17 protein-coding genes are annotated in these 16,115 nt (G+C 65.2%); 10 read left to right on the top strand and 7 right to left on the bottom strand.

Features of this window, described 5'->3' with window-relative positions:
* Positions 1-96: 96 nt before the first annotated feature.
* A complete protein-coding gene (locus B4393_RS15300) occupies positions 97-1,422 on the top strand; it encodes an ammonium transporter (protein WP_078334807.1) in 1,326 nt (441 codons plus the stop codon).
* Here the strand turns inward: B4393_RS15300 and B4393_RS15295 are convergent.
* Together B4393_RS15295 and B4393_RS15290 are read right to left on the bottom strand one after the other, a co-directional pair.
* Entirely contained in the window at positions 1,406-2,020 is a 615-nt protein-coding gene (locus B4393_RS15295) for a methyltransferase family protein (RefSeq protein ID WP_078334806.1), read from the bottom strand. The two genes, B4393_RS15300 and B4393_RS15295, sit on opposite strands and share 17 nt — an antisense overlap.
* A 98-nt stretch (positions 2,021-2,118) precedes the next feature.
* A complete protein-coding gene (locus B4393_RS15290; protein WP_078334805.1) occupies positions 2,119-2,688 on the bottom strand; it encodes a hypothetical protein in 570 nt (189 codons plus the stop codon).
* A gap of 103 nt (positions 2,689-2,791) precedes the next feature.
* Here B4393_RS15290 and B4393_RS15285 point away from each other — a divergent pair, with 103 nt between their 5' ends.
* Positions 2,792-3,718, top strand: coding sequence for a carbohydrate kinase family protein (locus B4393_RS15285; RefSeq protein WP_078334804.1), 927 nt, complete (start codon positions 2,792-2,794; stop codon positions 3,716-3,718).
* Between the two features lie 43 nt (positions 3,719-3,761).
* Positions 3,762-4,430 carry a sensor domain-containing protein gene (locus B4393_RS15280; RefSeq protein ID WP_078334803.1) on the top strand — a complete coding sequence of 223 codons (669 nt, stop codon included), beginning with the start codon at positions 3,762-3,764 and terminating at the stop codon, positions 4,428-4,430.
* On the opposite strand, the gene B4393_RS15275 is transcribed toward B4393_RS15280, so the two are convergent.
* Genes B4393_RS15275 through B4393_RS15260 form a run of 4 tightly spaced genes read right to left on the bottom strand, consistent with a single transcriptional unit; the run spans position 4,427 to position 8,616 of the window.
* Positions 4,427-5,305 (bottom strand): N-acetylglucosamine-6-phosphate deacetylase, encoded by an 879-nt coding sequence (locus B4393_RS15275; RefSeq protein WP_078334802.1) that lies wholly within the window; start codon positions 5,303-5,305, stop codon positions 4,427-4,429. The genes B4393_RS15280 and B4393_RS15275 overlap by 4 nt on opposite strands.
* 1 nt (position 5,306) lies before the next feature.
* Complete coding sequence (locus tag B4393_RS15270; protein WP_078334914.1) at positions 5,307-6,320, bottom strand: SIS domain-containing protein; 1,014 nt, start codon at positions 6,318-6,320, stop codon at positions 5,307-5,309.
* 14 nt (positions 6,321-6,334) lie between these two features.
* On the bottom strand, positions 6,335-7,237 hold the full coding sequence (locus B4393_RS15265; protein ID WP_078334801.1) for an N-acetylglucosamine kinase: 903 nt from the start codon (positions 7,235-7,237) through the stop codon (positions 6,335-6,337).
* On the bottom strand, positions 7,222-8,616 hold the full coding sequence (locus tag B4393_RS15260; RefSeq protein ID WP_078334800.1) for a sugar porter family MFS transporter: 1,395 nt from the start codon (positions 8,614-8,616) through the stop codon (positions 7,222-7,224). The genes B4393_RS15265 and B4393_RS15260 overlap by 16 nt, the downstream gene beginning before the upstream one ends.
* 42 nt (positions 8,617-8,658) lie before the next feature.
* Here B4393_RS15260 and B4393_RS15255 point away from each other — a divergent pair, with 42 nt between their 5' ends.
* A complete protein-coding gene (locus B4393_RS15255) occupies positions 8,659-9,546 on the top strand; it encodes an LLM class F420-dependent oxidoreductase (RefSeq protein WP_078334913.1) in 888 nt (295 codons plus the stop codon).
* On the opposite strand, the gene B4393_RS15250 is transcribed toward B4393_RS15255, so the two are convergent.
* Positions 9,515-9,955 carry a nuclear transport factor 2 family protein gene (locus B4393_RS15250; RefSeq protein ID WP_078334799.1) on the bottom strand — a complete coding sequence of 147 codons (441 nt, stop codon included), beginning with the start codon at positions 9,953-9,955 and terminating at the stop codon, positions 9,515-9,517. The genes B4393_RS15255 and B4393_RS15250 overlap by 32 nt on opposite strands.
* Before the next feature lie 59 nt (positions 9,956-10,014).
* Between B4393_RS15250 and B4393_RS15245 the strand changes: the two genes are divergently transcribed.
* The 6 genes from B4393_RS15245 to egtE are packed head-to-tail and all read left to right on the top strand — an operon-like array spanning position 10,015 to position 16,071.
* Positions 10,015-10,794: an SDR family NAD(P)-dependent oxidoreductase gene (locus B4393_RS15245; RefSeq protein ID WP_005063198.1), complete on the top strand. Its 780-nt coding sequence runs from the start codon at positions 10,015-10,017 to the stop codon at positions 10,792-10,794.
* A 35-nt stretch (positions 10,795-10,829) separates the two neighbouring features.
* Entirely contained in the window at positions 10,830-12,068 is a 1,239-nt protein-coding gene (gene egtA, locus B4393_RS15240) for an ergothioneine biosynthesis glutamate--cysteine ligase EgtA (RefSeq protein ID WP_078334798.1), read from the top strand.
* Positions 12,065-13,360, top strand: coding sequence for an ergothioneine biosynthesis protein EgtB (gene egtB / locus B4393_RS15235; protein ID WP_078334797.1), 1,296 nt, complete (start codon positions 12,065-12,067; stop codon positions 13,358-13,360). Before egtA ends, egtB begins: the two co-directional genes overlap by 4 nt.
* 1 nt (position 13,361) lies before the next feature.
* Entirely contained in the window at positions 13,362-14,042 is a 681-nt protein-coding gene (egtC, locus tag B4393_RS15230) for an ergothioneine biosynthesis protein EgtC (protein ID WP_078282942.1), read from the top strand.
* A gap of 2 nt (positions 14,043-14,044) precedes the next feature.
* On the top strand, positions 14,045-14,995 hold the full coding sequence (gene egtD, locus B4393_RS15225) for an L-histidine N(alpha)-methyltransferase (RefSeq protein ID WP_191988841.1): 951 nt from the start codon (positions 14,045-14,047) through the stop codon (positions 14,993-14,995).
* Complete coding sequence (gene egtE / locus B4393_RS15220; RefSeq protein WP_078334795.1) at positions 14,992-16,071, top strand: ergothioneine biosynthesis PLP-dependent enzyme EgtE; 1,080 nt, start codon at positions 14,992-14,994, stop codon at positions 16,069-16,071. The genes egtD and egtE overlap by 4 nt, the downstream gene beginning before the upstream one ends.
* Positions 16,072-16,115: the final 44 nt, after the last annotated feature.

Raw genomic sequence — 16,115 nt, 5'->3', positions numbered from 1 at the left:
GAACATGTTCTAGTTTAGATGAGGTCCTGCACGCGCCAGTAGTGGCTTCCCTACACTCACGCTGACCTAATCGCACGAGCCGGGAGTAGCCAGCGCATGTTTCCGCATATGGGAGTGCCGGACGCGGCCAATACCGCCTGGGTGCTGACGAGTGCCGCATTGGTGCTGCTGATGACCCCGGCACTGGCCTTCTTCTACGGCGGCATGGTGCGCGCCAAGAGCGTCCTCAACATGATGATGATGTGCTTCTCGGCCGTCGCCGTGGTGTGGGTGCTCTGGGTGGCCTTTGGCTACTCGATGGCGTTCGGCACCGACATCGGTGGCGGCCTGCTCGGCGATCCCTTCCAGTTCGCGGGGTTGCAGCACTTGTTCGAGGGTGACTACAAGGCGTCCTCGGTGCCACTGTGGGGGCCGACGAACATCCCGGCGCTGGTGTTCGTCATGTTCCAGGCCGGATTCGCCATGGTGACCGTGGCGCTCATCGCGGGCGCGGTGGCCGACCGGATGCGCTTCCTCCCGTGGATCGCCTTCACGGGACTGTGGGCGACCCTGGTGTACTTCCCGGTCGCGCACTGGGTGTTCGCGGTTGAAGGCACCACCGCCGACAAGGGCGGATGGCTTGCGAACCTGGGCGTCCTCGACTTCGCAGGCGGTACCGCCGTGGAGATCAACTCGGGTGCCGCGGGCTTGGCGCTGGCCGTGGTCCTCGGTAAGCGGCGTGGATGGCCGCGTGAGGCGATGCGCCCGCATAACCTGCCTGCCGTCATGCTGGGCGCCGGACTGTTGTGGTTCGGCTGGTTCGGTTTCAATGCCGGATCGGCGTTGGCCGCCGACGGCACCGCCGCATTGGTCATCGCCAATACCCTTGGTGCGGGCGCGATATCGATGGCGAGCTGGCTGCTGGTGGAAAAGATCCGGCATGGCAAGCCGACCTCGTTCGGCGCGGCCTCGGGCGTCGTGGCGGGGCTGGTGGCCATCACACCCTCGTGTGCGGCGGTTACCCCTATCGGCGCGTTGGTGATCGGCGGGGTCACCGGTGCGGTCAGCTCCCTTGCCATTGAGCTGAAATACCGACTGGGATACGACGATTCGCTCGACGTTGTGGGCGTGCACCTGGTTGGTGGCGTGGTCGGCACGTTGATGATCGGTGTGGTCGGCAGTGCCGCGGCGCCTGCGGGTGTCAACGGACTGCTGTACGGCGGTGGGCTGCATCAGTTCTGGCTGCAACTTGTCGCTGTCGTCACGGTGCTGGTCTACTCGGTGGTGGTGACCGGGCTCATCGGGATGAGCTTGCGGCATTCCCTGGGTATCCGATCGCACCCGCAGCACGAGTCCGACGGTCTCGACGACGCCGAACATGCGGAATCGGCCTACGAACTGGCCACCACACGCGGTGGTGGTCTCATCAACCCCGGGCGTTGAACCTGCCGATTCCGGGCAGGAAACGCCCGACCCGGGTTCCGTATTCGCGATAGGTCGCGCCGTGCGCCGCGAGCAGGTAGGGCTCCTCGACGGCGCGCACCTGCAGCTCGATGGATGTCGCTAGTAGGGCAAAGCCACTGAAAGCCAAGGGGTTCGGCGTCATCAGCGCCGCCCCGGCGGCGAACGTCAGCATTGCGGTGAAGATCGGATTGCGTACCCATCCGAAGACGCCGGTGCTCACCAATGTGGTGGTCTCCCGGGTGTCGACACCCACCCGCCAGGATTCGCCCATCGTTTGTTGCGCGCCGATTGTCGCGACGATTCCCGTCACGGCCAGTGCGATTCCGGCAATGTGGACAGGCCGGTTGTCAAGGGCGGCAAGGGGGCTGACCAGTCCGGTCAGCTGCAGAACAGGCGCGAGCAGTGTGACAGCTATCGCGGCGATGAATCCGATGCCCGCAAGCCATTCACGTGAACCCGGGCTGCCGTGGAATCCGCGGAACCCGGTGGACCCTGTCGCACGCCACTGGTGATAGCTCTTCCAGCCAAGCCCGGCCGCGATGAAGACCAGATACAGGGCGAGCGCTGCCATGGCCATGGGCACCCTCTCTATCGATGCATACATTCGCATAGAACAATATATGAGCGCGAGTGTCAACACCCCGAGTGAGCCGGGCAGGGGCGGTGTCTACTCGTCTAGCGGGACCACAGCCGCCACATACTTGTCGCGCCGTCGTATCCACGTGCGCGCTCCGCGGCCTCGGCCACGGTCTTGCCTGCGGTCAGCTCGTAGAAGAACAGCACCGCGACAAGAAACGCGGCATGCCCGTCGGGTGCTTCTTGTGGCGCGAAGTAGCCGCCCGCGCCGGCATCCAGGAACGCATCCGCGAGTTCTGGACTCCCCGTTTCGCGCCCGATGGATACCACGAAACTTCCGTTGAGCCGCAGGTGCCGGCGTACCTCGTCGGGCCCCAGCAGTCCGGTGAACGGTTGTTCGGAAGCTATAGGTTCGCCAAGCTCGGGGAGCAAGATCCGGCCCTCGTCGCCGTGGCAGCCCAGGATCACAAAGGGCGCGATCTGCCGGGCACTGCCCAGTGCCGCGACAATGTGACGGGGCTGCCCGATGGGGTGATAGTGCACCCTGATCCCGAACTCCTCCAAGGCATCCCGCAAAGGCCGGGCAGAGGAATCGTCGATGTCGACGAGGTCGACCTCCGTCCACGTCAGCGCGCCCCCGACCACATCATCGATTCGGGACTGTGACATGCGTGGCAGCGTAGACCTTCGGTGCCGAAGCGGGCCAGTGAGTTTTGGTTCGAACGCCACCGAAAGATGCTGCGATAAAACCAGTCTCGGGTAGCCTCGATGCGTGCCTGACACCGACGGTCTCATCGTCTGCGGCGAGACCTTGGTTGACGTGCTACCGGCTGGCGTTGGGCTCTGGCGATCGGTGCCGGGCGGAGGTCCGTATAACACCGCGATCACGGCGGCCAAGCTCGGCACGCGGACTGCTCTTCTCACGCAGGTATCTCGCGACGCCTTCGGGCGCCAATGCGTCGAAACCCTGGCCAGGGCGGGTGTCGACGAGTCATTGGTGATGCATCAGGACGTGCCCACCACCCTGGCCGTCGCGGACATCGATGAACGCGGTGTCGCCCAGTATCAGTTCTACTGGCGGGGAACAGCTAACGATGTTGTGCCACAGTCATTTCCTGATCCGGTGCGTCCTCCGGCGGCAATCTGGGCGGGGTCGATCGCCAGCGTGCTCTGGCCGGCTCGCGAGGCGCTGCGGGCCTGGATCGCCGAACACTATCCGGACACTCCGCTCACCTTCGATGTCAATGTGCGACCGACGCTCATCGCCGACCGGCAGACCTATGCCGAGCGCATTGCGCCGTGGCTGTCCATCGCGGAAGTAGCACGGGCCAGCACCGACGACCTTGCCTTCCTGTATCCGGACACGTCCATCGAGGGCGCAGTGGAGGGTTGGTTCGGCGATTACCCACGCGTCGACATCGCGTTGATCACCTGTGGGCAGGCGGGATCGCTGGCCTTCCGCCGGGGCGACTCATCGCCGCTGCGCATCCCGGCCCACAAGGTCACCGTTATCGACACCGTCGGTGCCGGTGACACCTACACCGGGACCTTTCTCGATGGGTTCTATCAGCGCCGACTCGATCTGCCCGAGGCATTGCGCCGGGCAGCGGTGGCATCGGCGCTCACCTGCACCCGACCCGGCGCGCAACCACCGGATGCCGCCGAGCTGGCCAACGAGCTGCGCCGCACCGCGTCCTAGAGTTCAATACACAACAATTGGGGCCGAGCCGAGGGGGACGCACATGCGATCGGTAGTGGGAGCATGGATGGTGGTGGTGGCGATCGTCGCCGTGCATCCGGCTGTCGCGTTCGCCGAACCTGCATCTACCGTGCCGCCGTCGGCGATCGACGGCCTGATGCTCAGCCAGCCGCAGGCCGAACGCGTGATGGGTGTGGCGCTGCCCAACGTGCAGCGGCAGAGCGCCACGTTCTCGTTGGATACCGATCGGCCGGACTGCGGAAGTGTTGTGTTGGCGTCCGTGGCAAGTTACGACCGTGCCCCCTATGTGGCGGCGCATTCTCAGGCGCTGTGGGATCACCCCGGCTGGTTCACCCTGGTCGACCAAAGCGTGGCGGTCTTCAGCACCGATGATGAGGCCCGCGATTTCACCCTCAGCGAGGCCGACCGCTGGCGCAAATGCGAGAACCAGACCGTCAACGTCTCCGAACTGGCGATCGATGGTTCCACTCTCGCCTCCACCGCGGAGATCCGGCGTGTAACGCAGGTCGACAACGTCATTGCCGTGGGTTACTCACGCAATGATGCTGCGTATGCGTCGTGCCAGCACGTGCTTCTCGGAGAACGCAACGTAGCGATTGATATACGCACGTGCTCAACGGTTTCCAAGAGCAATGGTGAGCGTGCCTTTGATTTGATGAAGATCGTCGGTCCGCGGATCTGGCAGGCCTAGAAACCTACCGCGCGTCGGGGATTGACCGACGTTTGTAGGGAGGCGATCTCGGCGTCCGCTTGGGTCGCCGCGAACCCGTACAGGTCGGCCATGCTCGCGGTGCTGCCCGCGATCGTGCCATCGGTCAGTCGTGCCTCACCGGAGGTGACGGTGACCGGTAGGTGGCCCAACTGATATGCGCCATCCGGCATTCCGGCCGCACACATCGCGTCGGTGACCAGTGCGATCCGGTCGGGGCCGACGGCCGCCAGCACCATGCGGTAGGTCGCGGGGTGGATATGCACGCCGTCTGCGATAAGTTCGATGGTCACCGCCGGGCTCTCCAGGAGTGCCGGGATAGGGCCGGGTTCACGATGATGGATCGGCCTCATGGCGTTGAAGAGATGGGTAGCGACAGTCGCCCCAGCCGAAATGGCCTGCAGGGTCTGCACGTACGTGGCATCGGTATGCCCCACCGCGGCCACCACGCCCCGCGCGGTAAGCAGCTCGATGGCAGGCATCGCGCTAGGAAGTTCGGGTGCGATGGTGACCATCCTGATATGCCCGGCACCGGCGTCCAGCAGTCGCTCGAGCTCGGCGAGGTCAGGGTCGCGCAGCAGTCGTGGATCATGAGCACCGGCATATCGCGGTGAAAGCCAGGGGCCTTCGAGGTGAATGCCGGAGATGCCCTGGGCGCCGGCCATATCGGCCAGCACACGCACGGCATTGAGCATGTCATCGGGGGCGAGGGTCACCAGACTGGCCAGCATGCCGTCGGTGCCGTGGGACCGATGCCACGCGGCGGCAATCCGATTCGCCTCGACGTCGTCGCCGAATGAGGCACCGCCGCCGCCGTGTACGTGCATGTCGAAAAACCCGGAAGCGGTCACTGGCACTTCACAATGTCTCGGTCACCTTGGACAGACCTCGTGGCACATCGGGGTTTTCACCGCGCCCGATTGCCAACTGCATGGCCAGGAGCTGTAGCGGAATGATGGCCAGCATCGGCGAAAGCTCCTCGAGGGTGGGCTCCAGGGTCACGCCCAGCCCCGTCGCCGCGACCGCGTCCGCCGACCCGATGCAACACACGTCGGCCCCACGCCCGGCCAGTCGATGCAGCACATCGTTCATGGCCCGGCCACCGACGCCATGGGGCACGATGGCGATCACCGGCACCTGGGGGTCGACCATCGCCAACGGGCCGTGTAGCAGGTCGGCTCCCGAGAACGACTGGGCCGAAAGATAACTCGTTTCCATCAGTTTGAGGGCGGCCTCACGCGCCGTCGGATAGGAGTAGCCGCGCCCGGTGGTGACCAACCGCGAGGCGAATCGGTAGCGGGTGGCCAGCTGCTGCACGACGGCGCTGTGCAGGATCTCTTCGCCGCGTTCCGGGAGCAGGCTGGCAGCCGTGTTGTCGCGACCCGCCACGTCGGTGAGTAGTAGGTACAGCGCCAGAAGCTGCGCGGTGTACGACTTGGTGGCGGCGACAGCGAGTTCGGGTCCGGCCAGTATGTCCACGTGGTGCTCGGCGGCGGTCGCCAGCGGAGACCGCGCGGCATTGGTCACGGCCACCGTGAGCGCGCCCTGCTGGCGTGCGACCGTGAGCGTCTGCACCAGGTCGGGCGAGCCCCCGGACTGGCTGACCCCGATGACCAGCACGCCCGCAAGATCCGGCCGCGCACCGTAGGTCGTCATGGTCGACGGCGAGGCCAGCCCGGCGGGAACCTGCCAGATGATCTCGGTGAGGTACTTGCCATACAACGCGGCGTGGTCACTGGTCCCGCGCGCGACGAAGAGTACGAAGCGAGGCTGGTATTCGATGATCTTCGCCGCTACCTCCGAAATCGCCGACCGGCCGTCCGAAAGGAGCCTCCCCCATACGGTGGGCTGTTGACGGATCTCGTCAGCCATATGTGTACCGGCGGTCATGCCTTCTCCAATCCCTCGACGTCGACCCCGGCCAGGGCCAATGCTCCGAATACCGGTTCACGTTGCAGCACAGCAATATCCGAAACCCCGGTGGTCCGCGTGTGTTCGATGATATCGGCGACAAGGCCCGGTTGGTTGACCAACAGACCGCCGCCGAGCACCACCGGCAGCCCTGGGCCCAATCGTAAGCAGACGCCCTCGATCAAGGCGGCCAAGTCGATGGCTGTTTGCCTAGTGATCACCTGAGCGGCCTCGTCTCCGGTGGCGGCGAGATCGAAAACCAACTTCGCCATCGTGGCCCAGTACCGCCGCTCGGAGTGAGCGTAGAAATGGTCGAGCAGCTGCGCGGGTTCGGTGACACCGCATTCGGAGGCGAACTTCTGCGACAGCGCGTCCGGCGCGTCCCCTCTGTCGGAGAGTGAGAGGGCATGCCGCACAGCGGATCGCGAAACGCCGTAGCCACTGCCGTCGTCTCCGAGTAGATACCCCCATCCACCGACGCGCGCCGTGACGCCGTCGGCACGCTTTCCCCAGGCCACGGACCCGGTGCCGGAAATCACCGCGATACCCGCCGACAAACCTCCCGCCGCCAGCACCAACTGGGTGTCGTGCACCGCGGTGATCTCGGCCCGGGGCGCATACGGTCGCAGCAGCCGGACCAGGGCTTGGGCGCCCTCCGCGGTGTCCACACCCGCGGATCCGGCGCTCACTCGAGTGACATCGTCGCCGCCGAACGTGGAAAAGATTTCAGCGAAAACGGTTTTCGCCTGTTCCTCGGTGACAGATTGCAGGTTTGCGCTGCTGCCCAATGCGTCACCGATCACCTTGCCGTCCGCGACGGCCACCGCGCGGGTCTTGGACCCGCCGATGTCGATCCCAACTATCACGTCTCGGGCCACTTGCCTCCGCTTTCCCAGAAGTGCCGAATCTCTTCAAGGTTGCGCCCCTTGGTTTCCGGTGCCAAGAGATACACAAACACCAGAGCCGCCACCGCGAGCACCCCGAAGACTCCGAAGGCCGCTACACCGCCGAGTGTTGTCAACAGAGTGAGGAAGTACATGGAGACAACGGCGTTGGCCACCAGGTCCGATGTCAGCATGGCGCTGGCCCCGTAAGAGCGCAGCCGCGCGGGAAAGCTTTCGCCGGCGTACACCCACACCAACGACCCGAATCCGAAGGTGAACCCCACCGCGATGAGCACGATCCCCAGGAATCCGAGGACCGTCAGCACCCCACCGAATGATGATCCGCCGACCGCGAATACGCCCACCAGTAATGCGTCGGCGACGATCATGATGCCGATCCCGATCATGAGGATGGGCCGCCGACCCATCCGGTCGATGCTCGACATCGACACGAACACCGCCAACAGTGCCGCCACCTGGACGAGCGCCGGCAGGCCGAGCTTGGCGAAGTATCCCGACATGCCCATGGCCTCGAAGATCCGGGGCCCGTAGTAGACGACCGCGTTGATACCCGTGATCTGGATGAAAAACCCAAGGCCGACAACGAAAAAGGTGGCTCTGCGGTATGGCGGAGTGACCATTTCCCGTAATCGCGCCAGCACCGAGCTTCCGCCTTCGGCGTGCAGCGCCTCGGCGATCTCCGCAAGCTCGTGGTCGACGTCGATGTGCGGATCCACCATGCTCAGCACCTCGCGTGCTCGTGCGTGGTCACCACGCATCATGTACCAGCGTGCGGTATCGGGGAGCCGAAGCAGTGCTATCAGCACCAGTGCGGCCGGTATGGCAGCCAGGCCCAGCATCAGGCGCCAGCTGCCGGTCGACGCCAATGCCCAGGCGATGAGATAACCAGCGATGATCCCCGTCACGCAGGCCAGCTGGTAGAGCACCAACATCGAGCCCCGGATCTTGGTGGGCGAGGACTCCGCGACGAACACCGGAACCACCACGACCGAGACACCCACCGTCACCCCGAGGAGAAATCGGGCGGCGACAAGAGTGTTCAAGTCGACGGCCAGTGCGGACAGCAGTGAGAAAACACCAAACGTCGCTGCCACCAAAACCATTGACCGCTTTCGGCCGATCTTGTTGGACAGCGGCCCACCGATGAGTGCGCCAAAGATCTCTCCGATGACCACCGCGGTGGCGGCCACCTGCTGGTCGTGGGTGGAAAGGTGCAGGTCTTCGGTGAGGAACAGCAACGCTCCCGCGATATTGGAGGAGTCGTAGCCGTAGATGACCCCCACCGCGGCGGCGGTCACCGCCACCATGACGCCCAAACGGGACGTCGACCGGAGGTCGGTGATCAGGCTCATTCGCGAGATCCTATGGTGACAGGTGATGTCAGGAGGCTGCTTGTGAAGATCGGTGTCGTCGCTCCAGTGGAGCTCGGAATTACCGCGGAGCCCGACAAGATCCTCGAATTCGCGCATGCCGCAGAGCAGCTGGGATTCAGTGAGATCTCGGTGGTGGAGCACGCGGTCGTCATAGGAAACACGCAGAGCACGTATCCCTACTCGCCCACCGGGCAGTCTCACCTGCCCGACGACGTCGACATCCCCGACCCACTTGAGCTGCTGTCCTTCGTCGCGGCGGCTACCACGACACTGGGGCTGTCCACCGGTGTGCTGGTGCTACCCGACCACCATCCGGTGGTGCTGGCCAAACGCCTGGCGACCGTGGACCGACTCAGTCGTGGGAGGCTGCGGATCTGTCTGGGTGTCGGATGGATGCGCGAGGAGATCGAGGCTTGTGGCGGCGATTTCGATCGTCGTGGTCGCGCTACCGATGAGGCCATCGCGGTGATGCGAGCGTTGTGGTCCGCCGACGGTCCCGCGGCGTACGACGGTGCGTTCTATCGGTTCCAGGAAGCCTATTCCTACCCCAAGCCTGTTCAGCCACAGGGTGTTCCGCTGTATGTCGGCGGGCATAGCAAGGCCGCCGCGCGAAGGGCCGGACGGCTGGGGAGCGGATTTCAGCCACTCGGTCTGGTCGGGGAGGACCTGACGGCCGCAGTGAGCATCATGCGGACCGCGGCAGTCGATGCCGGCCGTGATCCCGCAAGCATCGACCTTGTGCTCGGGCATGGTCTGCACCGGGTAGACCACGCGGCGCTGGATCAGGCGGCTCAAGCGGGTGCGGGCCGGATGTTGCTCTCGGCCTCGCGGCGCGCCACCACCCTGGAAGCAGTGCTCGACGAGATGGCGCAGTGCGCTACCCGACTCGAACTGGCCGGTCCTCGCTGAACACCACGACGGGTTCGCGGCGGGTGAAGACCCAGCCCGCGGGTTCGCGCTCGTAGTTGTCCAGGTACCGCACCGCCATCGTGTTATCGCGGTACTCGTCGCCCCGAAGGTAGATGTGGTGTGCCATGCAGTAGACCTCCCCCGTCCCGATATCACCGTCGACTGTGGCCGTGTGCTGCCCGATGAGGTGATACGTCGCGTGCAGCGGCGTGAGCGCCGCGACAATCGAACCCGCGATGGCCTCACGACCCTGCAGGACAGCCGAATCACCCTTGCGCAGGAGGGCAGGCGGGCGCACCAGCTCGGCGTCTACGGAGAACAGCGCGACGAGCCCATCGACGTCACAGCGGTCGGCAGCACTGGCATACCGGGCGACGAGATCGTGGATGGCGAGTCGGTCATTGGTCACGGATACGAAGCCTATGGGGCCTGGATCTCCCAACCAACCGATCGGTTATGGTGCGGCTCATGGATATCAATGGTGTGTCTGCAATCGTCACGGGTGGTGCCTCGGGTCTTGGTGCCGCAACTGCTCGCCTGCTCGCTGCACAGGGTGCAAAGGTCGTCATCGCCGACGTCCAGGACGAAAAGGGTGAGGCTCTGGCCAAGGAACTCGGTGGCGCGTTCGTGCACACCGATGTCACCAGCGAGGCCGACGGTATCGCTGCCGTCGACGCCGCCAAGGAGCTCGGCCCGGTGCGCGTCCTCATCAACTGCGCGGGCGTCGGCTGGCCCGGTCGCACCATCGGCAAGGACGGCCAGTACGCCTCGGCGCACTCGCTGGACATCTTCTCCAAGGTCATTGGTATCAACCTGATCGGCTCGTTCAACCTGATCCGTCTCGCGGCCACCGCGATCAGCCAGGAAGAGCCTGTCGACGAGTTCGGCGAGCGCGGTGCCATCGTCAACACCGCATCCGTGGCGGCCTTCGACGGCCAGATCGGGCAGGCCGCCTACTCGGCCTCCAAGGGTGGCATCGTCGGCATGACTCTTCCGATCGCGCGCGATCTGTCGGTCGTCGGCATCCGGGTGAACACCATCGCACCGGGTCTGATCGACACCCCGATCTACGGCGAGGGCGAGTCCGCGCAACAGTTCAAGGACCGTCTGGCACCGAACGTGCTGTACCCGCAGCGCCTGGGTAACCCCGAAGAATTCGCCTCGCTGGCCCTGGAGCTTGTCACCAACAGCTACATGAACGCCGAGACGATTCGGATCGACGGTGGAGCCCGCCTCCAGCCGAAGTAGCGCTACTTGTCGGTGGCCTATGGAACATTGGAGAGATGGCCACCACGGCGACAGTGGGAACACTGTCGAACGCGGACGAGGCTGCCGAGCACATTGCTCGGCAGGCCTTCGCCGACGCACATGTCGGCGCGGTTGGGCTGGAGCTGGAATCTCATACCGTCGAGCTGACGGCTCCGTACCGCCGAGTCACCTGGAACCGCCTCCATGAAGTCGCTGAGTCGGTTCCTGACCTGCCCGGATCCAGCGCGATCACGTTCGAACCGGGCGGTGCCGTCGAACTCTCCGGCCCCCCGCATGCCGATGTGTGGTCCGCTATCTCCTCGATGCGGGCCGACCACGAGATCCTGACCTCGACTTATCGTGACGCCGGGATCGCGCTCGCCAGCCTGGGCACCGACCCGCTGCGCACACCCGAGCGCGTCAATCCCGGCGCCCGATACGCGGCCATGGCCGGCCATTTCGGCGCCGCCGGATACGGCGAAACCGCGCTGCAGATGATGACCTGCACGGCGTCATTGCAGGTCAATGTGCAATCCGGGACTCCGCGCCAGTGGCGGGACAGGCTTGTGTTGGCGCAACGGATCGGCCCCACGATGGCGGCGCTGTCGGCGTCCTCACCGATGCTTGCCGGTCGTCGTACCGGTCGGCAAAACACTCGACAATGGATCTGGGACAACCTGGACCCGCTGCGCTGCGCTCCCGTTGAGATCGGCGCCGATCCGGCCGAGTCCTGGGCCAAATATGCGCTGCGCGCGCCCGTCATGTTGGTGCGAAACAAGGACGGCGCCGACGCGGTTGTCACCCATGTGCCCTTCCAATCCTGGGTCGACGGGACCGTGCCGCTGGGCGGGCGGGCTCCGACGACCGAAGACCTCGACTATCACCTGACCACGCTGTTTCCTCCGGTGCGGCCGCGCCGCTGGTTGGAGCTGCGGTATCTGGACGCGGCACCGGATTGGTGGTGGCCCGCGCTGGCATTCACGGCGGTCGCCGCGCTCGATCATCCGCGGGTTTCCGACATTGCCGCGGAGGCCGTCGAACCGGTGGGTGAGGCGTGGGACGCGGCGATACGAATCGGTGTGGAGGATCCTGACTTGCTTGCGGCGGGGCATCGGCTGGTGTCCGCGGCCTGCGCGGTGGCGCCGCCGGAGTTGGCCGCGGATATGGAATTCCTGCTGGAGCGCGTAGAGCAAGGCCGATGTCCGGCAGACGATTTCACGGATAATGTCGTGGAATACGGTGTGGAGAGGGCTTTCTCTGGAGCATCGCAATGAGCCGTGACGAGTTGGCGCGCGACCTTGAGGCCGCGCGGGTACGCACGCTGACGATCACCGATCACGACGACGCCGAGCTGCACCGTCAGTACGACCCGCTGATGAGTCCACTGGTGTGGGACCTCGCGCATATCGGACAGCAGGAAGAGCTGTGGCTGCTCCGTGACGGAGATCCGCGCCGGCCAGGGATGCTGCCCGGCGAGATCGAGTCCCTCTACGACGCGTTCCGCCACACCAGGGCCAGCAGGGTGCAGCTGCCGCTGCTGTCCCCGGCGCAGGCGCGGTCCTTTTGTCACGAGGTGCGCGGACGAGTCTTGGATCGGCTGGCGGCGCTGCCCTCCGATGGTTCGGCCCGTGCGGATGAATTCGCGTACTCCATGGTGCTGAGCCATGAGCATCAGCATGACGAAACCATGTTGCAGGCCTTGTCGATTCGCCGCGGGGCCGCTCTGCTGGAGCGTGCCGACTCGCTGCCGCCGGGACGTGCAGGTGTGGCAGGAACCTCGGTGCTGGTGCCGGAGGGACCGTTCGTGATGGGCGTCGACGCGATCGACGAGCCGTATTCGCTCGATAACGAACGACCGGCACATACCGTTCATCTCAACGGATTCCGGATCGGGACTGTTCCGGTAACCAATGCCGAGTGGACGGCATTCATCGCCGAGGGTGGATACGGGCGTCGGGAATTCTGGACCGAGATCGGGTGGGCGCACCGGTGTGCAGAGGACCTGACGGCCCCCAAGTTTTGGAACGACGGCGGCACTCTCACCCGGTTCGGGCGCGTACTGGAGATCGTGCCCGAGGAGCCGGTACAGCACGTCACCTTTCACGAGGCGCAGGCCTACGCGACCTGGGCGGGTGCGCGACTGCCGACCGAGGCTGAATGGGAGAAGGCCTGCGTCTGGGATCCGGAAATCGCTGCACGGCGACGTTTTCCGTGGGGAGGGCAGGCCCCGGGCAGTGATCTGGCCAACCTCGGTGGCGGTGCCCTCGGACCGGCACCGGTAGGTGCCTACCCGGAGTCGGCATCGGCTTACGGTGCCGAGCAGATGCTCGGCGATGTCTGGGAATGGACCACATCCCCGCTCCGGCCATGGCCCGGTTTCACACCAATGATCTACCAGCAGTACAGCGAACCGTTCTTCGAAGGTTCTGGGGCCGGCGACTATCGGGTGCTGCGCGGCGGCTCATGGGCGGTGGCCCCGTCGATCATGCGACCCAGCTTCCGGAACTGGGATCACCCGATCCGGCGCCAGATCTTCAGCGGCGTTCGTCTGGCCTGGGACATCTGACATGTGTCGTCACCTGGGCTGGCTCGGTGAGCCGAGGTCGTTGTCCTCGTTGATGCTGGAGCCTCCGCATGGTCTTCTGGTGCAGTCATATTCGCCGCGTCGGCAAAAACATGGTCTGGTGAACGCTGACGGGTGGGGCGCCGGATTCTTCGCCGACGGGGCACCGCACAGGTGGCGCGGCGCGCGCCCGCTGTGGGGTGACGCATCCTTCGCCTCGGTGGCTCCGGTGCTGCGCAGCGGATGTGTGGTGGCGGCCGTTCGCTCCGCCAGTGTGGGGATGCCCATCGATGAGTCGGCGGCCGCGCCGTTCACCGACGGGACATGGTTGTTGTCGCACAACGGGATCGTCGATCGCGGTGCGGTAGGTGCGGTGTCCGGTGCCGAATCGATAGTGGACAGTGCGATTCTCGCGGCACGGGTATTCGCGTCGGGCCCGGAGAACCTGGGTGAGACGGTGCGGCAGGTGGGAGCCGCAGACCCGGGTGCTCGACTGAACGTCTTGGTGGCCAATGGAAACGAATTGATCGCCACGACGTGGGGCGACACGCTGTCAATTCTGGAGGCCGCCGACGGTGTGGTGGTGGCGAGTGAACCGTATGACGACGACCCGTCCTGGGTCGACATCCCGGACCGGCGATTGGTACGGGTACGTGATGGGAAGGTGGAGGTGGCGTCACTATGACGATGACTCTGGAGAATCACTTGGCGTCTGGTGCGGCGGCGCAGGCTCTACGGCGCGATGTGCTGCAGGGGCTGACCGCAGACGCGAAATCGCTTCCTCCCAAATGGTTTTACGACGAGGTCGGTAGCGATCTGTTCGATGAGATCACCCGGCTTCCGGAGTACTATCCAACCCGCACCGAGGCGGGGTTGCTGCGTGCGCACGCCGTCGACATCGCGGCGGCTTCCGGTGCCGACACCCTGGTGGAGCTGGGCAGTGGCACTTCCGAGAAGACGCGGATGCTGCTGGATGCGTTGAACCCGAGCACGTTCATTCCCTTCGATGTGGATTCCGGGGTGCTGCGCGCCGCGGGCGACGCGCTGGTCACCGAGTATCCGGGGATGCGCGTGCGTGCGGTGTGTGGCGACTTCGAGAAGGACCTCGTGCGCATTCCGCGCGAGGGGCGGCGTCTGGTGGCTTTCCTCGGGTCCACGATCGGGAACCTGACCACGCAGCCGCGGTCGCAGTTTCTGGCAGATGTCGCCGCGACGCTTCAATCTGGTGAAATGCTGTTACTGGGAACGGATTTAGTCAAGGACACCGAACGCCTGGTGCGCGCCTACGACGACAGCGCCGGGGTGACCGCAGCCTTCAACCGCAATGTGCTGGCGGTGATCAACCGTGAGCTCGACGCCGATTTTGAGCTAGACGCATTCGAGCACGTCGCGCAGTGGAACGGCGACGAGGAACGCATGGAGATGTGGTTGCGGTCGGTGCGTGATCAGCGAGTTGCCATCGAGGCTCTGGATCTGACGGTCGAATTCGAGGCGGGGGAGATGATGCTAACCGAGGTGTCCTGCAAGTTCCGTCGTGAGGGTGTGGCGCGTGAGCTTGCCTCTGCTGGTCTGCGTCAGACCCATTGGTGGACTGACGATTCCAACGACTTCGGGCTGTCACTTGCGGTGAAGGAGTGAGTCTGCGCGAACAGTGGCGGCAGGCCCGGCCGCCGGTACTGGGTGTGCACCTGGATTCGGCCGCCTGTTCGCGCCAGAGTGTCGAGACCATCCGGGCGGTGGCTCAGCATGCCGAGCATGAGGCGCAGATCGGCGGGTACGTGGCTCAGGAGGCGGCGGCACCGGTTCTGGATGCGGGCCGTGCCGCAGTGCGTCAGCTGACGGGCATGGCCGAGGCGCAGGTGCAGTTCACCACCGGCGCGGCAGACGCATTGCGCACGATTCTGCAGGGATGGCCCGCCCACGCCGGACGCACTATCGCCTGCCTGCCAGGCGAATTCGGGCCGAACCTGATGATCATGCACCACTTCGGATTTACTCCGGCGTGGCTGCCGGTCGACGGTGACGGCCGGGCTGATGTTGACGGGATTGAAGCCTTCCTGCGCCGCGAGAAGGTCGACCTGGTGCACTTCACCGTTGTTGGCAGCCACCGCGGCACCGTGCAACCGGCCGCCCAGGTGGTGGCGTTGGCGCGAGCAGCCGGGGTTCCGGTCGTCGTGGATGCTGCACAGGCCCTGGGGCATATCGACTGCACTCATGGCGCCGACGCGATGTACGCACCCTCACGCAAGTGGTTGGCCGGACCGCGCGGTGTGGGTGTGCTTGCCATCAATCCTGCTCTTGCGCATGTGATTCCGCAGTGGGCAGGGCACGTCGAGGCACACGTCGCGGGCTGGGTAGGTCTGTCGGTCGCGGTGGGCCAGCATCTGGCGGCTGGCCCCGCACAGGTGCAGGCCGCGCTGGCAGAACGCGGGCGATCGGCCCGAAAGATCCTGGGGGATCTCAAGGATTGGCGGGTTGTGGAATCCGTGGACGAGCCCAGCGCCATCACGACACTGGAGCCGGTTGTCGACGTCGACGTCATCGCGGTACGGGCGCGTCTCATCGAGGAACACGCGATTGTCACGACGGGAGCGGAGACGATTCGGGCACCGTTCGAGATGACCAAGCCGGTGTTGCGGATTAGTCCGCATGTCGACGGCACGGACGAGGAGCTGGAGCTGGTGGCGCAGGCGCTACGCAGCCGCAAGAGCTGAATCTCGCAACGATCCTTTGCCCTCGTATACTGCGCCGTAGTGCT

The organism is Mycobacteroides franklinii, assembly GCF_002013895.1.
In the GTDB taxonomy this organism is placed as follows: domain Bacteria; phylum Actinomycetota; class Actinomycetes; order Mycobacteriales; family Mycobacteriaceae; genus Mycobacterium; species Mycobacterium franklinii.
Note: the sequence above shows the minus strand (reverse complement) of the source record. Positions and strands in the feature narration are given on the sequence as shown.

Bases quoted from the DNA above. Each gene is read 5' to 3' on its own strand.
- B4393_RS15300 (WP_078334807.1), top strand. From the start codon at position 97: ATGTTTCCGCATATGGGAGTGCCGGACGCGGCCAATACCGCCTGGGTG.
- B4393_RS15295 (WP_078334806.1), bottom strand. From the start codon at position 2,020: ATGGCCATGGCAGCGCTCGCCCTGTATCTGGTCTTCATCGCGGCCGGG.
- B4393_RS15290 (WP_078334805.1), bottom strand. From the start codon at position 2,688: ATGTCACAGTCCCGAATCGATGATGTGGTCGGGGGCGCGCTGACGTGG.
- B4393_RS15280 (WP_078334803.1), top strand. From the start codon at position 3,762: ATGCGATCGGTAGTGGGAGCATGGATGGTGGTGGTGGCGATCGTCGCC.
- B4393_RS15270 (WP_078334914.1), bottom strand. From the start codon at position 6,320: ATGGCTGACGAGATCCGTCAACAGCCCACCGTATGGGGGAGGCTCCTT.
- B4393_RS15260 (WP_078334800.1), bottom strand. From the start codon at position 8,616: ATGAGCCTGATCACCGACCTCCGGTCGACGTCCCGTTTGGGCGTCATG.
- B4393_RS15245 (WP_005063198.1), top strand. From the start codon at position 10,015: ATGGATATCAATGGTGTGTCTGCAATCGTCACGGGTGGTGCCTCGGGT.
- egtA (WP_078334798.1), top strand. From the start codon at position 10,830: ATGGCCACCACGGCGACAGTGGGAACACTGTCGAACGCGGACGAGGCT.
- egtB (WP_078334797.1), top strand. From the start codon at position 12,065: ATGAGCCGTGACGAGTTGGCGCGCGACCTTGAGGCCGCGCGGGTACGC.
- egtC (WP_078282942.1), top strand. From the start codon at position 13,362: ATGTGTCGTCACCTGGGCTGGCTCGGTGAGCCGAGGTCGTTGTCCTCG.
- egtD (WP_191988841.1), top strand. From the start codon at position 14,045: ATGACTCTGGAGAATCACTTGGCGTCTGGTGCGGCGGCGCAGGCTCTA.